We start from the raw sequence: 18,086 nt of genomic DNA on the forward strand, positions 1-18,086 counted from the left end.
GAAAAACTATCCGTTTTCCCTACCTATGCTTTGTGCACTAGGTTGTTTTCCTGTTATTTACAGATTGTATTCTACTGATGAACTACTCAGTTCTAAGATTATGGGCTTTCGAAATTCAGGTTTAATATAAGTATTAACATTTAACTTCATTACTTCTGGAAAACGTTAAGAATATTCCTTTCTCGGCCGGGGCGGTGGACAAACATAGCTGTACATATAAGTACGGGTACCAGATGTGCGCGTTTGCATAATTCGGCCGCGTTGGCGCGGGAGATCACCAGCCGCACGAGATCGATGTCGATGGAAGACCATATCGCCAGATTGAACCGTTACCTGATGGGATGGATCGGCTATTTTCGATTGGCTTCAGCAAAGTCGTATTGCGAACAGTTCGATCGCAGGCTGCTGCACATGTGCCTATGGAAGCAGTGGAAGCGAGTCCGCACACGGATTCGGCACTGTGAGCGCTCGGCGTGCCCGAATGGACATGCCTGGTGAAGGCCAACACCCTCAGTGGAGCGTAGGAAATGTCCCGGAACACAAACAACGCCCTTCCGACCTCTATTGGGAGGCGAAAGGGCTGAAAAGTCTACTTCCACGTTACTTGGAGCTTTGTTAACCTTCTGGAATCGCCGTATGCAGACCCGCATGTACGGTGGCGTGAGAGCTCGGGGGCTTGCCGTCACCTGCTACTCGACTGGTAGGTCCGTGGCCAGTTGCCCCTATCAACCCGATTAATCCGGTTCAACCGCGAGATTCAAGAAGTTACCCTGCTTGATCGTTCTTGCTTTCATCCACGGCTGGGAATATGCGGCCAAGGAATAGGGGGTGGACAGATTGGATGCAACGACCTGATTCCCCATATACGTCAACGTTTTTAACGAAGTCGAATCGGCGGATACGATTCCGTCACGAACGGCCGGTTGGTTATTGATCGTAATTTGATTGCCCTGTATGTTGATATATTCGGCCCGCAACAGTAAGAACGGATATTGCGTTACCTGATCGACAAACATCTGATTGCCGGAAATATCCACCTTGACGTTGCGTGGAGTCCCCGAACGAGGCGACAGACGGACCAAATATGCGACTCTGCTGGCACGAATGACGTTGTTCCGAATCTGGATCGTGCCGTTGGCAAAATCGAAATAGCATTGGATCGCGAAAGCGTCGTCCTGATCGATTCCAAAATCTGTAAACAAATTACCTTCAATTACAAAATTGAAAAAGTCGTTGGCCAACGGGGTAGGGTTCGATACGCCGAAGCTGATCCCGCTGATGGAATTGTACGGAGAAGCCAGTCCGACCGTAGCACGCTTCATTCCGGAGATTACATTCCCCTTGATCAAAACGTTGCCGGTTCTTCTGCCCTCGGTATAAATCCCGTACAGGCGGTTCCCGTGGCACAGGTTCCCTTCGATCACCGCATTTACGCCTGCATGAAGATCTATGCCCTTCCGGTAATTGAAGCACGCTCTGTTGCCGATGACCTGGATATGCCGTGGAGATTCCGCTTTGGCGCCTGCACAACCGTATCCGGTTGCTCCATCCGGAACGGAGCCGTTGTAATTCAAGTCGCAGTCTGTGATGCTAATGTATTCGACATTGCCGTACCAGATGCCGGCCACTCTGTTGTGATGCAGATGGCATTGGTGGACTGTGATCCGCTGACCGTAAACCGACGAATTCCCCGTCATTACTTCGATGCCGCTGGCGTTAAACCCGTGGATCTCCACGTTGTGAATGAGCACGTCAAAGCATAGGCTGAATTTCAGTCCGTTGACGAGTCCCTTATAACTGTCGCCGGCTTCCGGGAAAAACGTGCCGGTATATTGCAATTGCATATCGCGCACCTGGATGTCGCGGATTCCGTTCCGGAAGACGAACAAACTGGCCGTCTGCATTGTGTCAGTGTCCGTCTGCTCGTAGGTGTAGACAATCTTGGAATCGAAGCCCTGTCCAAGCAGAACAGTATGATCCGCATTGACCTCGATGCGGCTCGTGATGCGGTATGTACCTTTCGGGAAAACAACTGTTCCTCCCTGCGAAAGCGAGGAAATCGCGGCCTGTACCGCGGTCGTGTCGTCGGCGACTCCGTCGCCTGCCGCGCCGAACCGTTTCACGTCGGCAAAAGGATCGGGCCAGGTGGAAAACGGGGGCCCCGGATTGCTTTTAGCCGCAGGGGTTTCGTTGACTCTGCCGTCAAGTAGGCCGTAGACGTTGTCTGAAACGCCGGATTGGCCGAATGCCCCGAGCGGTGGTAGGATCGCTGTGCTTGCGGCTGCAGCCCCGGTGAGGCCGATCGACTGGAGCAGTCTCCGACGAGAAATCAGGCCGGGATTGGTTTTGTGAGTCTCAGAATCCGACCCCCAGTTGCCATGTTTGTTGGACATCAAATAGCACCTCCGATAGCGCTTTCATAATTCAACAATATAGTAGCATCCTGTATTTTACCTGTCAATAATGCAAAGGAGTGAGTTTCTGCGGGTAGCTATCCATATATCCGTCATTAATTAGAATGGGAGCTTTGGCTCAGACAACTGTTGGAAAACGGAGAACGGGGTCACTTTCAGATGAAGCATTAGAAAGCCAATATCGGAGTTTGGAAGCTGGGCATAATCCACTCTTGCGGTCAAAAACCACTCTTGAAAAAGGCATCATCATTTGTATAAATTGCATAAATCTTTGTGGAAAAATAGCGTGTGCATATTGCCGAAGCTACTGCTCCAGTAATTAGTAACTTTTTATCTGTGGACGCACAGACATACTCATTAATCCTATCACATCGTTCAAGGAGCTGTCACCCGCATAACGGTCAAAGACGAGAATGGTGCGCCCGTCTGGAATGCTGAGGTGATGGTGGGTGACGGCACCCTGGTTGGAATAACGAACGCACAAGGCGAGTTGGAAACGAGTGCACTGACTGTCGATGTAAATCAGTACGAGCTTCAAGCGGCGAAGGGAACTTTCTTTAGCCCGGTTATGAAATTTAAAGTATCAAAACATGCGGGAACACCGACCCCATACAATATTAGCGTTACGATGGGGGAGGACACGACGACTTCCCGTGCCTTCACATGGCATACGGACCCAGGTACGAGTGAAACTGTTGTCGAGGTTGCTAAAAACCCGATTTCACGGATTTTAACCAGATCATCCCTGGAGCCAGAAAACAGAAGACTATTTGGCATATTTTAATCACCCGCATAATGGTGTTGACAGTCTTCTGGGTAGTAACTTTTCTTTTTATAAATAAATTTTAATTTATATAGAACGCAATTAATAAACAAACAATGCTACACCCATCGCCAAATCGGGTAAAGAAAGGTAACAACGAAGACGAGGTGGCGATAGAAATGAAGACCGAAGAAATCAAGCGATTGAATGAAGTCTGGAAAGAGGGGCCTCGCCTGGGCAACCACCAAAGCTCACGGAAGAGCAACGCCATCAATTGGCTGCTATGCTGGAGCAACAGCAGCCAGCCGATGTGGGCTTTGAAGCGCGCTATACCTGGACGCTGCCGCTAGTGGCGGAGTGGATCAAGCGGGAGTTTGGCGTTACCATGAGTGTGCGCGGCATAAGCGCGATGCGCGATCAACTACGAAACGGGTAAGGTCCATCACCGGGAAGAAGAAAAAGCCGACGTAGCGGCCTTCATTGAGGTTTTATTAGAAGCAGCCCATGATACCGATAAAGGGCAAAAGGAGAAAATTAGAAAAATCACTATACGCTTATCGTTACAGGCGAAGATAGCAGCTTTAGTGCAACTGAGAGGATAAATATATTGGATATTTAGAGGGTTTCTAATAACCGCTTTTTTTGTTTGCATTGTATATCCTTGGCATAAGCTCCCGTCTCACAAACTGGCTCATACCCGCTAGAACCAAGGTTACCGTTAACCCGAGGAAATGAATCGGGCCCATCCACTCACATTGGTTTCCTTTACGCACGATTAGTTTTCACGGCGACATCTAATCGGTCAAACCCTATATTGCGGGTGGGGGAGAATGTTGTGCTGGCACGATTGATACTGCAGCCTACCCGGAAAGAGAAGGCTTATGGTCAGCCTTCTCTTTCTTGATAAGGACTTTATCGCAGTTCTGTTAATTCCAGATCATCTACCCAGGCTGGTCCGTTTGCCTGCTGGTCCATCTTGAAGTATATCCATATTGTGCTCGTTTTGCGGCTGGCGGTGAAATCGACGCTTGCCTTCGTCCAGTCGCTGTTGTGTTCTGATTGGGTCCAAGTGTACGTGACGGTCGTTCCGTTCGCATCGACTTCCCTGACGCCCAGTGCGACTGAACCAGCAGTCGAGTCGTTTTTCATCCAGCCGGTCAATCTGTACCGATGTCCGGGGATCACTGGAATCTCATTCGCGACATTGTTGTTGATAACATTGAACGTATTGTTCGCATCCGGGTTCAAGCGGGCTGAAGCCTGACCGTTGCGAGCCGTCTCCTTATCCCATACGCCGGCGCGCAAACTCCATCCGTCAGGCTGGTTAGCTCCCGGGACCTGCTTTTCGAACCCCGGGTTGTAGATCGGATTCGGATCGATGGTGACGCTCAGTGCCGCCGTCGCGTAGACCGCCCCTTCCATCCTTGCTTCAATCTGCGCGGAGTATACGCCTTTTGTCACTGTAGCCGGGACAATTATGCCACCTTGCACGATCTTCGTCTCAAGCGGGGCGAGCTTCACGGCAGGAGCAAGATCGACAGCAAGACCACCCTCTGTTACCGACGGCACCAGTTCCACATTCAACGTTCGGGACGTATTGTTAACCAATTCCACCGTAAACGGGTGCGTTCCGGCTTTATGGAGTTCCATATGATCGGGATTCGCCTTTGCAGCGAGCAGCGGAAAGACCTGAACCATGTTCGTTTGTTCTGCTTCCAGTGACATCGCCTTATGCTCGTATACCGCTCTAACGTTCACCGGATATACCCCGGCTTGCATAGAGGCAGGGACGGTGAGCCGCTCGGTCAATGTGAAGCTTTGTCCGCTGTCAAGCTTGCCTATATCTTTACGGATCGCGGCTGTTTGCCACTCCTCCGGCGGATTGACGGTGACTCGGACGCCTTGTAATGCTTTGTCGCCAGTGTTACGGACGGTATAGGTCACCTCCAGATCATCGCCGGCTATCAACTGCTGGGAGCCTGTCTGAACTTCAATCCGAACAGCGGACTGAGCTATCGGCATCACCCGTTCGCGCACGTAATCGATGGATGCGAGCAGCAGCTCGTGCTTTCCCTCCAGCGTGTCGCCGTTCTGCTGTTCGACCCAATGTTCCAGATGAGACAGTTTCCTTAAACTGTTTGTTGCCCGGTCCATCACTTGTTTGACTTCGGGGTACGGTTGCCCGAATTCCCCGCTCAGCTTCTGCAATTCGCCAAGCAAGTGGCTGTTCTGCGCCTGCCAATGTTGATCCTGGATAAGGGTTTGCGACGCCTGCCAACGACTGATTGCTTCGTGCACTCCATTGACAAATGGGGTGATGCGATATACCACCGTTTGCTCTGGTCCGAGATGCGCGGTCAACTCCGGACCCCAATTGTTAAACTGCGCGGGTGGCGCCCCATACAGCAGCTCCACATCATTGCCGGCCTGATCGAGCGGAATGACCACACCCCGGTCTTCTTTCGTCGTATTGATGGCCACGACAAACTGGTCGGATCCTTTCTGCCAAACTCCCCACTGAATCGAACCTTCCACGCTCTCGCGAACCTTGTTGCCCTTTGTCACGAGTTCGCCAATCAGCGCCAATTCATCCTTAAATATAATGAGCCCGGGCCACAGTTCAGATTCTTTAAGCTTCCATCCCGGATCGTTTATGGAATAGTAGCCGAGACCTTTGCTGCCGGCCAGAAAAGCTTGATAGGCCATGTTGCGAACCTGGTCGACCGTAGGGAGGATGTCGTAGACCGTGTCAGGGAGACGGAACGTTTGCAGTACCGTCCATACCGGTTTTACATTTTTTACGGCGTCGATAGCGTCCCGCACTCCGTCGCCTACGTCTGAGATCGGCTGCATATTGGAGAGGTTATATGGATAGACGTCGGTGACCAAAAGATCAGTCGCTTGACCAGTAGAGTGGTAAGCGCCAGGCTCAGCCTCCACCATATAGGTTGGATGATCCGGGTCGATCGAACGAATCAGCTTGTATGCATCCAGCAGTTCTTGCTGGGGAATGTTGTTTGTGGTCGGTTCATCCATAATCATATACCCGAGCAAGGCCGGATGATTCTTTATGATAGGCACAGTCTTGCGGATGGCTTCAAAGTTTTCCTTTACTTTCATGTCGGTGTACAGCGTCACCAATACTTTCAACCCGTAGGCGTGCGCCGCATCCAGCGAGGCGCGGCTGCCTTGCACGGTATTGACGCCGATTTCTTTCAAATACGGATAATCCGTTACACCAGCATGGTAAGCAATAACCGGGAAGAACGGTTCGCCGTCTACAAGTACAGGGCCGTTGTGCGGCAGCGTCGTGGGACGCTCCCAACGATAGATCGTCTTCTCCCGTTGATCCAGTGTCTGTCCCGCGGCATCTTTCAGCGTCGCCTCCACCCGGTAAGGCTGCTGTAGTTCCAAGATCTGAGGATTGAATACGACGCTCAAGTCGGGGACGGCGGCTGCTCCTTCCTGGCTGAATACCGACTCGCCTGTCGATTCTCGGATAACGGAAATATCCGCTTTCTTTCCGTTGAATGTGCCATCCTGCGGCATCAGCACGACATCAATTCGCCCGTCAGACAGGTCGGAGTAGTAATACGTATGGTCGGTGTCCACTATCATCTGCCGCTTGTTTTTCGACTGAACAACGGAGGTGTCGTCAAAGTATACATTTCCGGTACCGTACAGCCGCAAGTAGACGACCATATACTGCGAGCCGGGGGGGGCTTCCGATTCCAAGGTTATTTGATGCCATTGGCCGTCCATTTTCGATGTATCCGCATAGACAGGAAAACCCTTTATGAAGTTGTCGCCCGTTGACTCGGCACCTTTGAAATATTCGATTTTATAACCGACCATTCCTTTGACGTCAGCTGATTTGAACCAGGATTCAATCTGATAGGTGACTCCCTCTTCCACCGGAATTTTCTGGGCAATCCAGGGCTTGTTTGTCGTATTTGTCTGGATGGACACGCCGTAGCTTCCCGTACGGGCCGCCTCGGGGATTGTTCGGATCGCTCCGCCCCAATCGCCGCCGATTGCGGACCAACTCGCAGCCGCTTGGCCGCTTGTGTTCTCAAAGCCGGGGTTCTTCAGCAAATTCCCTGTGGCGGAATCAGCTGAAGCGGTGGTCGGAGAACCGGTCCAAACAGCTAACGAAAAGCATAACGCTAAAAGTGGCGCATGGAATTGTTTAGGTGGCTTCATCAATCAGTTCCTTTCATGGCTATGGCTTGCGCTGCATCGCGCAAGATTCCGATTGTTTTTGTATTTCATAAACAAACACGTTGCTTTTAGAGATAAATGCGCTTTCAAATTACGGATGCGGGCGTTGCGATGGCCCGGGTCAGCCGGCGGGGCATCCGTCTCGAAATCAGGCTGGTTCAAGGCTGTCGATCCGCTCATTTCCGACTTGATCGACAGCCTCGTAATGCAACCAGGGTTCGTTGTGAATCCGTTGTCCCTCGAGCATGGGACGGAATTGCCTATCTGCGCTTCTCTTCGATTTGTTTGTTCGAGCTTTCTTCGGCTTCGCGGAATGCTGTATTAATGTCTTTTGTGCCTCGGAAGTAGTTTGGCAGCAGTTCTTTGTAGATAACGGTTTTGACGATGTCGTCGTATTTGGTCGTACGGAACGGCTTTCCGACTTTGTCCTGGAAGAAGGCGGCGAGGTTTTTGCCTTCGACTCCTTCCAGATCTTTGCCGTACTGGCTTGCTGCCGCCTGGCTGTCGATGATCGGTACCATGCCTCGCCGGGATTTCAAGATCTGAACCTCTTCCGACAGCATGTAGGCGATGACCCGGAACGTTTCGTCCATATGTTTGCCGTTTGGAGGAATGCCGTAGAAAGGCGAGATCATCTGCGTTCCCTCGCTGGTGTTGCCCGTAAAGGTCGGCAAGGAAACAACATCCCAGTCGAGTCCGTTTTTTGCCGCTTCCGGAAGCGTGGCGAGCATGTTTGGACCGGAATACATGGCGACGTCTTGCGCTTTCTCAAACGTTCCTCCGTTTTCGTTGCCAGGGATGAGCAGGAAGCCGCCCATCGTTTCAACCCATCTTCTCCAGCCAAGACTGTCGAGCAACGATTTGAAGGTATTCGGATCGATTAGCGGCTGCATGAGCTGGTTTTTCCAGGTCAGATTTTGATGTTGGAACTGAAATCCTTTATATTTGACCGTTCCGTCCGTGCGGGTCACTTTTTTGGCCAGGTCGTATACCTCATCCCAAGTCATCCCGTCCTTCGGGTATGGAACGCCGAATTTGTTGAAAATGTTTTTGTTGAAATAGAGCACGTTGGTGCTTAACGTATACGGGATGAATAAAGTCTCTCCCTTGTCGGAGTATGCCTGGATCGACTCTTTTACATTGGGCAAAAACCGGTTCATATCGAACCCGTGCTTCTGGATAAACGGGTTCAGGTCCGTCAGCAGGTCGTGATCCCGGAAATTCCATAACGTTCCGATCGTATAGGAGATCAGATCGGGGATATTCCCGGAAGCAGCCAGATGCTCCGGTTTTAAATTTGCGCTTGCGAGTACCGGTTTGACCGTAATATGCGGAAACTTTTTTTGGATAATCGAAGCTTCCAACTCCATGACCGCCGGCTTCAAATCGGTATAGTAGGTCAACGTGAACGGCTTGGGCGGTTCTTCCCGCTCGCCTTGAACATTTTCCGGATTGCGGCCGTCGCTGCATGCGGTAGTGAGAAGCAGAATTGCGAGCGCTGAAAGCGTATATGTTTTAACCATGCATAGCCCCCGTTTTTATTCGAATTTCCTGTTCGAAACAGCACGTTTGAATCGTAGTGATCGGATCGGTCAAAGATTTCTGGTTGGGTACATCCCTTGGTTCTCCTCTTCTGCGACGAGCTCTGTCGCTTTATATTGAAAAGCGCTTTCAAGTTGATTATACTGATATCGCAAAAGGAGGAAATATATTAATTTATAAAAAAATATACTCTTTTACTGTTGCGCCAGAAAGTTTATTTTCACTAAAGCGTTAGGGAGTTCCGGGTCGATGAGGGTTCCGGAATAGAGCCTGGAAATCGCCGATTCATCTGTTGGAAATGGGGGAAAGCGGACATGACTCTTGCCTATCCAATTTCGTTGGCAGGCACATTTCACTGGAAAGAGAAGCCGAGATTTATTCTCAGCATGGAGCGTGGAGTCGCATGGACCATGATCGCGGTTGAAGAAGGATCGTTTCGATACCGAATCGGCGGCTCTCAAGGGGAAGGCCGTCCTGGCGATATCGTATTGTGCCCGCCGCATTTTGAATTCCATCGGGAGATGCTGACGCCGTTATCATTTTTCTATATCCATTTTTTTTATCGGGAGCAGGAGAGCGGGGAGGAAGAAGGACTGATCCGTCTGCTGGATCATTTATTCGGCTACAGGTTTACAACACCGGAGCAGGATCGGCTGTACAACAACTACCGGCATCTGCTCAGCTTCTTTAAAAGCAGCAATCGGGCTTCTGGAAGAGGAGTAACCCACTTCGTCAATGACGTGTGGATGCTGTTCTGCGTCGAAATGGAATCGTTGGCGCGGTACAAGGAGATCGTTCACGACCCGCTTATGAAGGAGGCGAAGGACTGGATCGACCGGAACGCTCACCGTCCACTTCGCCTGCAGGATGTTGCCGACTTGTTCCATATGCAGCCGGGTCAGTTCACCATACGATTTCAGACCGTCTTCGGTCAGCTTCCTTCCCGCTACCTGTTCTCTGTCCGGATGGAAAGAGCGAAGATGCTGCTGACCCAGACTGACTATACGATCGATCATATCGCCCGCCTCATCGGCTACGATAATGGGTATTACTTCAGTCGGGTGTTTACGAAATATTTGAAAATGAACCCGTCCAAATTTCGCAAAATCCATTCCATTTTGTTGTGAGGAAGGATTTTGCTTCGCCATCGTCCAGGAAGGTAGCCGTTATCTCAAATCTCGTTGTAAACAAGCCGCCGCGGTAAACCGATAGGCGGCGGCCCGTTTTTTTTAACGTTAAAGACAATCATGCCGCTATGCGGCACCGCTGATCACCCTGGCGGATGCCGAGATCGGTTCACGTATGAGTTGAAGAAGTTACTGGATACGATCCCGGTGTTGGAAAACGAACCGCAGAGCAGATCCTAGCGGAAATCGGAACCGATATGTGCTTGTATCACTTAAAGAACGGTATGTCCGCTTGGGGCCGGGCCGCCAACACGTCCTCCAATCCCGTACAGCAGGCGTCCAGATCGGTGACGCCCGCCCAATACAGTTTCAGCTCGCTGCGCACCCGTTTCAGCGTATGGGCCGAAAGCCGCAAGTCGGAATGAAGACGGAAACTGCGAATAATTTCCCGGTACAGCATAAATCTCGAAGGTTCGTTAGCCGGTGCAGGGTGGTTTGGAGCCAAACCGCGCTCGGCTGCTTTTTTGAGAGCCGGGATGCTGAGCGTCCAGCGACGGATGAGACTTTGGTAGTCCAATGAGATCAGCTCGCTAATCAGGTGCCTGGCCGCCTCCTTCTGTGCCGATTTGGCGGATACTGCCAATCCGACGACGATATTGAGCGTATGGTTGGTCCGCAGCGCTGGCAGCGGAGCGATATCGAAGCTGAACGGGGCATCCTTCAACAAATTCAAACCGAAATAGGTCGTCATAATCATCGATATTTTACCGCCCCGAAACAGCTCTTCCGCTTCTCCGTCGCTTTGGGACAAAAGTGAGGTTATGCCTTGCTCATTCAAAATGTCCCGGCTCATCCGAACCGCTTCCCTCATCCCGGGACCGGAGAAATCGACTTGTCCGGCCTCTCCCTCGGCAGCGGATTCTCCGCTTTGCAGCAGAAAGATTGGCCAACGGTTGTCAGACAGTGCATGATAGTAGAAGCCGACCCGTTTATGCTTCCTGGAGATTTCCGCTGCAATGCGCAACAGGTCGCTCCAAGTCCAACTGCTGTCCGGCTCGGGCAAATCGTATTCAGCGAAGTGTTCTTTATTGTAGCCGAGTACGACGGGTGAAAAGGCGAAGGGCAAAGCGTGCAGCAACCCGTCGACACGGAACGCCGGAAGCAGAAACGGATATATATCCTCGGAAGTTTCCAGCGGTTCGAGAAGTTCCTTCAGCCGGCCGGATTCATTGAGCTCCCCGAAGCTGAGCGGGTTGAACATGGCAATGTCGATTAGACCCGATTCCAAATAATGATGCATCAAATGAAGATCGTCAAACTTGAACGGGATCGGGATCAATTCCACGCCGATATCCGGATGCCGCTGCCTGTACTGTTTTACAAGTTCGGATAAAGCGGCCTGCCTCCACATGGAAGGATAGTAGCCCAGACGAAGCACGACGGCCGGCTTTGGTTCAGGCCGACTCACTTTATTGCCGATCCTCGGAACCTTTAACACATAGCCCTGCTCGACAAGCAGGTCCAGTCCTTTCCTGACCGAATGTTTGCTGATCTCGTACCGTTCCGCCAACTCCACCTCCGAAGGCAGAAAATCGCCGTCATTCAGCTTTCCGCAAGCAATTTGTTCCCGGATACCGGAGATCATGCCGTCCAGTTTCGATCTCAGTTCAGATTGCCTCATTTTCCGGCTCATTCCGGTACCTCCTCATTCTCTGATATGTATCTGATTGAAATATGTTCTATCCGATATTTACAATCATAAGCTCAATTATAAATAAAAACAGATTCATTGTCACTTGTTTTCATTTGCCTTCACTTACCTTCACGTCTGAATCATTCAGTTCAGCAAAATCGTGGCGACAACGTCTAATTTCTTTGTTGACAACGAAGATTTAATACCGATATAATTCAATCAGATTCGTATCAATAACGAACAATTAGTATATAGTATCTGAATCTGATTCGTTTGTGATATGAATATCTGTGGAACGATGCAGGAGACATTGAAACATGCTTACGAGAATTACAAGACAGTGCCGGAACTCTCGATGGGCAGGGTAATCCGGTACGACGATACGAACCAATGAGGAGAGCATTCCGATGAATCGAATCACTATGGAACCGGTTGAAATTATAAGGCCAGCCGTCTCTCGGACCGGGACGCTTGAGGAATTGGGAGTTCCTGTACATAACTCCACTTCCCACGCCGCCGCTTTCGCGAAATCGGGAGAAGGCCGCACGACCATGTACTTGTCGCTGGACGGCTCGCAAGGTGAAGATGCCCGGCTTGGCATCGTAGATCTGGACGAGGAACGGCTGATCGAGGCGATTCGCCTCCCGGATGCGATGGGCGGATTTACGATGACCGTCGCCAACGATCGCAGCGTATATGTCGCTTCACATAATAAAGGGAACGTGTACCGGTATACTCCGGAAGACGGAAAACTCGATACGCTGGGGAAGCCGACTCCCGAAACGACGTTTGGGTACTCTCTGATTCCGGTAGGAGACGACTCGGTGTTTGGAGGGACGTACCCGGGAGCGGCATTTTACGAATACAGACCCGGTCGGGGCTTCAAGATCCATGGCCCGCATCCGTTTGAGCCGGGCGAGCATTATGTGCGTAGTCTAGCACATTGGCCGGAAGCCGGGGTCACTTATGTTGGAATTGGCTCTCATCCGCGTCTGAAACGTTATGAGCATGCAACCGGTCAGATCCGGGAGCTGCTGCCGGAAACATATAGGAACGATGAGTTCGTATACGATCTGAATATCGAGGGGGGAAGCTTGTTCGTCCGGCTGAATCCGTCCAACCGGATGCTCGTGTACCGCTTGGCTTCCGACAGCCGCGGCCTGATAGCGGAAGAACTGGTGAGGGAAGTGCCGAACGTCGGCAGCCTCGGCGTGTCCGAGGAGTATGACGGCTCGATTTATTACGTCTCCTCGGCTGGCTCGCTTCACCGTTATGATATCCGGACCGGAGAAGCGGTATCTCTCGGAATCGATACGACTATAGCTCCTTTTAAACTGAGCTTCGTGCAATTGGCGGATCAGGCGTCTTTCCCCGGACGGACCTTGATCGGAGTAGGCTGCCGAATGGGGAAAACCCGTCTGTTCAAATACAACCCGGCAAAGGGGACGATCCGTATAACCGATTTGGACATCCCGGGTGTGCCGACGAATGTGCAATGCGTCGTCGCGGGCCTCGACGGTCAGATCTATGCAGGTGCTTTTCTGGTAGGAGGAACCTCCGTATACGATCCGTCCACCGGACTTTTTACCGAGCATAAAGGAGTCGGACAGATTGAAAATATGGTCGAGGTCGGCGGCAAGATGTACTTCAGCGTGTATCCGTATGCCAAGCTGTTTGAGTACGACCCGACTCAGCCATGGACGATGGCAAACGGCGGAAGCAATCCCCGTTTATTGTTCAACTTGTCCGCGGAGGAGCAGGACCGGCCGTACGGTCTGACTGCGGGCGGCGGAGTGCTGTACATCGGTACCATATGCGGCTATGGCAAGCTGGGAGGCGCGATCACCGTCTTCGATCCGCGTTCCGGCACGCGCAAAGTGTATCGCAATCCGCTCCCCGATCTCAGTATCGTATCGCTTGTCCATCGCGGCGGCAAGCTGTACGGAGGAACGAATGTATGGGGAGGGCTCGGCATCAAACCTGCCCGTACCGAAGCGGAATTGCTCGTCTTTGATACATGCTCGGAGGAAGCGAGAGGAATACCGATGCCGGTACCCGGATTGAAAGCGATTACGGCGCTGACGTTCGGAACCGACGGATTGCTGTGGAGCATGGCGGAAGGCTACGTGTTCGCCTTCGACCCGGTGGAAGAGAGCTATGTGTATTTGGCGCATTTATTTCCGGACATTCTGTACGGCGAGCATTCGATATGGAGAGACGCTTCTCTGCAATTTGCCCGAGACGGCGCTCTTTACGGTACGGTGAAGGGGAAATATTTATTTCGTTACGAACCGGGAACCGCATCCTTGGAGACGCTCGTGGAAGATGGAGCGCGTTTTCTGGCCGAGGACCGCGAGGGGCGGCTTTATTTCTCGGACGGGAAGACGAGGCTCCGGCGGTACACGCTATTGGACTGATGAAAAAAAGAAGCTTCTTCTACTATGAACAGAAAGGAGAACTTCCTTAATGTATCGTTCCAAAACGATGGGTACCTGCTTATTTGTCTTTCTGTTGGCCCTCGGTACAACGGTGTCACCTCCGAAGCCTGTTGAAGCCCATGTCATTTCGGGCGTCTACGAAATGCTCGGGACTCCGCTCAAGCGGGTCGTTGGCGTCGGAGGCGCGCCATTTGACGGTCCTGACGGAACGCCTTACATCAGTATCTCTGTGAACGGTTCTCCGGCCCAATTCGTCTCCATTCACGCGCTTACGCTTCAGGTGGACAAAGTGATCGAAATTCCCGGAACGTCGAGCGCTCCCTCTATGATAACCGGCACTGACGGCAACGTATATATCGGGACGACCGGCTCTGCCGAATTGTTCCGCTACGTACCAGGTACCGACAAATTGGTATCGCTCGGAAAGCCGATCGCGGGAGAGACGTACCTATACGGCTTGGCGAACGGTCCGGGCGGAAAACTTTACGGAGGCACTTATCCGGGCGGCAAAATGTTCGAGTACGATCACGCAACCGGCAACTATCGCAATTTCGGCACGCTCGTACCGGGCGAGAAATATATACGGGCGGCTGTCTATGATGCTGAACGCGGGCTGTTCTACGTCGGAACGGGAACAAGCAACAAGTTGGTCGAATTCGATCCGGTCACCGGTGCCGTATCCGTCAACTGGATGCCCGCGTCCTTGTCGATCGAGGAATATCCGAACCGGATCGATCTGATCGGAGGCAAACTGTTTATCCAACTGAACAAAACATCCAAGCTGGTTGTGATGGATAAACTGACTAAGGCAGTCGAGTATGAGCGTTCTGGCGTATCGGCCGACGTTATTCCGTCGCCGGACGGAACGAAGGCGTATCTGTTTACACCTGGCGACGCATACGTGCACGAGTACGATTTTTCTTCGAAGCAGACTGCACTTGTCTTCCGGTTCGGCAAATATAACGGCTGGAAATCCGCAAGAATGATCCAAACCGGAACTCCTCAGACGCCGACCTATACTTTATCCGCTTGGGCGGGCTATAATGCCGCGGTAACGTACGATTTTGCGGCCTCCAAGCAGCGCGGTCAAACGATCGACGTACCGGGACAGCCGATCGAGATCCGTTCGATCGCGGGAGGTCAGGACGGAAAGATATATGCCTCAGGCACTCAGGGCGGGGTTGGCATCTATAATCCGACAGCCGGCGTCATGGAGCCTGCTTCGCTCGGAATTAGCCAAGCAGAAAGTATTACGGCTATCGGGGATGTGCTTTATTTCGGGATATATCCTCAAGCGCGTTTGGCGATGTTCGACACATCAAGCCCGCCGGGAACCGGTAATCCTTCCGAAATCGCGAAGCTGCCGTCCGACAGCTTGCAGGACCGACCGTTTGGTATGATTGGGGTCAAGGAGCTCGGCAAGGTTTTCATGGGGACCGTCCCTCAATATGGCCAATTGGGTGGCGCATTCGCCGTCTACGATCTGCCCACGAAAGCGCTTCAAACCTACCGGAACCTGGTACAGGACCAAAGCATCGTGACACTGGCCTATAAGGACGGAAAAGTGTATGGGGGCACATCGGTATGGGGCGCTTACGGCGCGCACGCTCCGACGACGGCGGAAGGCAAGCTGTTCGTGTGGGATGCGGCCGCCGGACGGAAGGAGTCGGAAATCGTCCCCGTTCCCGGGAAGAAGGCGGTAACGTCGTTGATTGTCGGTCCGGACGGCAACATATGGGGATTTAATGAAGGAATACTGTTTATTTATAATGCCGACTCCCGGACTGTAACGGAAACGCACGAGATCGTGCCGATCCGTTATGCAGGTACGTTATGGACGGACGCGTTCATGGCTGTAGGCAAGGACGGCAACGTATACGGAACGGCGCGCGGGACGTTTTTCCGTATCGACGGCAGGACGAAGCGAGTAACGATTCTGGATAATGCTCGCCAATTTTCCAACCTTACGGCAGGGGGGGACGGAGATCTGTACATGCGCTCGGGAATCGAAGGTAAAAGGCACGAGCTATGGAGGTATACGAATCCGGATCTTGCTCTGGCACGAATGAACGAACAAATCGAAGCGGCGGCGGAAGGAAGCCTGGGGCAGCCACTCTACGAGCAGATCGGTAACGGGGTGCGGCAAGCAATACGTCACTGGCAGGCCGGTCGCAGGGATCAAGCCGACACGTTTTGAACAAGACCGCAGATGCTTTAAAACGCGACAGCAAATGTGCGAGCGAGCCGGCACGCCGTGTACTCGGTGCGGGATTAAACGAAATCATACAGCTAATACAAGGAACGTTGGGGAGTTTATACAAAACGAAAGGGTGAAAGATGTGAACAACAAAAGGGAGTTATTAGCCGTCTGGCTTATCTTGACGTTTGTTCTCGTTCTGGTCGGGTGCGAAGCGGGAGGAAAAAGCGAAAAGGGTAAAAATTCGGATTCGTTGCAGCCGGCGGCTGATAAACCGAAGGAGCCGGTAACGCTTACGTTTTATAACCCGAACTCGGGCGATTTGAAAGAAGACTGGATGGCGCAATACGGAAATGCCATACAAAAAAAATTCCCCCATATCACGGTCAATTATGTGCAATCCCCGGATACTAATCCGGCAGGCCATCTCGCCAATATGATTTCGGCACAGGAGCCAATCGACGTAATCCTCAATGCGGACACGAATCATTATCGGCTGATCACACCTTTCAAGTTCGAATATGATATGACGGAATTGGTCAAGAAGCACAACTTCGATTTAAACCGATTGGAGCAAAGCACGGTTGATGCGGTGAGGGCCCTTTCGAAGGGCGGGCTTTACGCGTTACCATTTAAAATGAATGTTCTTTCTCTCATGTACAACAAAGATCTGTTCGATAAATTCGGCGTGCCGTATCCGAAGGACGGGATGACGTGGGATGAAACGTATGAACTGGCCAAGACGATGACCAGAAAGGAAGGGGAGACGCAATATAGAGGCTTCCTTACCCAATCTTACAATATCGCTTGGATGAATCAGATGTCGCTCGGCTTTGCCGATCCGAAGTCAGATAAGCCGTTGTTATACAGCGACGACCGCTGGGGGCAGTTTGTACGGAACTTTAATCGGTTCTATGAGATTCCGGGAAACGCACTTGCGGAAACGAATTTCCGCGGGGTCAGCAACGCTTTTCTGGTCAATAAAGTCGCCGCCATGTACGCCTACACGATCCCTACCACGAAGCAGGACGTGAACTGGGATATGGTTTCGCTGCCGGAGTTCAGCCATCTCCGAGGAGTAGGCTCGCAAGCGATGCTGACGCTTGCTTATGTAACGAGCATTAGCAAGCATAAGGACGATGCCTTCGAGGCCATCGCCTATATGACGAGCGATGAGTACCAGATGAACATTTCCAAGCAGGCGCTCGGTCTTCCGGTCGTAAAGACGCCAGCGGTCAAGGACGCCTTCGGCATCGACAATCCGAACCTGCAAGGGAAAAACCTGAAATCACTGACGAGTAACAAACCGGCCGCACCGTTCCAGCAATCGGCTTATCAAGCGATTACGAATAACCAGCTCGAAAAAATATGGTACCAACTGGGCAAAGGTCAAATGGATGTGAACACGGCGTTGCGTACCGCGTCGGAAATGGCCGAGAAAGAAATTGCGAATTTGAAATCAAGCGGGCAGTAATTGCATTCAAAAACGTTGGACTTCAAGCCGACACCACTAACAGCGGATGCGAACCGTTCTGCTTGGATAGACATTAAGGCTTACGAGATAGCGGGTTGTTTTACGGAATTGAGGGAGATGCGAGAAAAGAAAACGCGCCGAAAGGGGCGTTTTTTTACGTTTGAAGCGCTTGAACCCAAGCTTTTCGTAAAAAATGAATCCTTTTGGCCCCATTCAA

Annotated in this window: 9 protein-coding genes and 1 pseudogene; 6 read left to right on the plus strand and 4 right to left on the minus strand. The window is 51.7% G+C overall.

From position 1 onward, the window contains the following. Positions 1-267 precede the first annotated feature (267 nt). A pseudogene (locus PV433_RS18640) lies at positions 268-619 on the plus strand (group II intron maturase-specific domain-containing protein); the annotation flags it as partial. 115 nt (positions 620-734) lie between these two features. Here PV433_RS18640 and PV433_RS18645 read toward each other — a convergent pair. Then, on the minus strand, positions 735-2,393 hold the full coding sequence (locus PV433_RS18645) for a right-handed parallel beta-helix repeat-containing protein (RefSeq protein WP_332073566.1): 1,659 nt from the start codon (positions 2,391-2,393) through the stop codon (positions 735-737). A 998-nt stretch (positions 2,394-3,391) separates the two neighbouring features. On the opposite strand from PV433_RS18645, the gene PV433_RS18650 reads away from it, so the two are divergent. Then, positions 3,392-3,613, plus strand: a complete 222-nt coding sequence (locus PV433_RS18650; protein WP_442951554.1) for a helix-turn-helix domain-containing protein — start codon at positions 3,392-3,394, stop codon at positions 3,611-3,613. 476 nt (positions 3,614-4,089) lie between these two features. On the opposite strand, the gene PV433_RS18655 is transcribed toward PV433_RS18650, so the two are convergent. Both PV433_RS18655 and PV433_RS18660 read right to left on the minus strand, forming a co-directional pair. Continuing rightward, on the minus strand, positions 4,090-7,272 hold the full coding sequence (locus PV433_RS18655) for a carbohydrate binding domain-containing protein (protein ID WP_332073568.1): 3,183 nt from the start codon (positions 7,270-7,272) through the stop codon (positions 4,090-4,092). Between the two features lie 386 nt (positions 7,273-7,658). Further along, positions 7,659-8,921 carry an ABC transporter substrate-binding protein gene (locus PV433_RS18660; RefSeq protein ID WP_332073569.1) on the minus strand — a complete coding sequence of 421 codons (1,263 nt, stop codon included), beginning with the start codon at positions 8,919-8,921 and terminating at the stop codon, positions 7,659-7,661. Between the two features lie 429 nt (positions 8,922-9,350). On the opposite strand from PV433_RS18660, the gene PV433_RS18665 reads away from it, so the two are divergent. Further along, the gene (locus tag PV433_RS18665) at positions 9,351-10,067 is read left to right on the plus strand and encodes an AraC family transcriptional regulator (RefSeq protein WP_332073570.1); all 717 of its coding nucleotides are present in this window, start codon (positions 9,351-9,353) and stop codon (positions 10,065-10,067) included. 268 nt (positions 10,068-10,335) lie between these two features. Here PV433_RS18665 and PV433_RS18670 read toward each other — a convergent pair whose 3' ends face one another. Further along, positions 10,336-11,760: an extracellular solute-binding protein gene (locus tag PV433_RS18670; RefSeq protein ID WP_332073572.1), complete on the minus strand. Its 1,425-nt coding sequence runs from the start codon at positions 11,758-11,760 to the stop codon at positions 10,336-10,338. A 407-nt stretch (positions 11,761-12,167) separates the two neighbouring features. Here PV433_RS18670 and PV433_RS18675 point away from each other — a divergent pair, with 407 nt between their 5' ends. The 3 genes from PV433_RS18675 to PV433_RS18685 all read left to right on the plus strand — a co-directional run bounded on the left by PV433_RS18675 (position 12,168) and on the right by PV433_RS18685 (position 17,869). Then, positions 12,168-14,177 carry a hypothetical protein gene (locus PV433_RS18675; RefSeq protein WP_332073573.1) on the plus strand — a complete coding sequence of 670 codons (2,010 nt, stop codon included), beginning with the start codon at positions 12,168-12,170 and terminating at the stop codon, positions 14,175-14,177. Positions 14,178-14,226: 49 nt separating this feature from the next. After that, a complete protein-coding gene (locus PV433_RS18680; protein WP_332073574.1) occupies positions 14,227-16,395 on the plus strand; it encodes a hypothetical protein in 2,169 nt (722 codons plus the stop codon). Between the two features lie 142 nt (positions 16,396-16,537). After that, entirely contained in the window at positions 16,538-17,869 is a 1,332-nt protein-coding gene (locus tag PV433_RS18685; RefSeq protein ID WP_332073575.1) for an ABC transporter substrate-binding protein, read from the plus strand. The last annotated feature ends 217 nt before the right edge of the window (positions 17,870-18,086 follow it).

This window comes from Paenibacillus sp. GYB004 (assembly GCF_036577605.1).
Taxonomy (GTDB): domain Bacteria; phylum Bacillota; class Bacilli; order Paenibacillales; family NBRC-103111; genus Paenibacillus_AB; species Paenibacillus_AB oceani.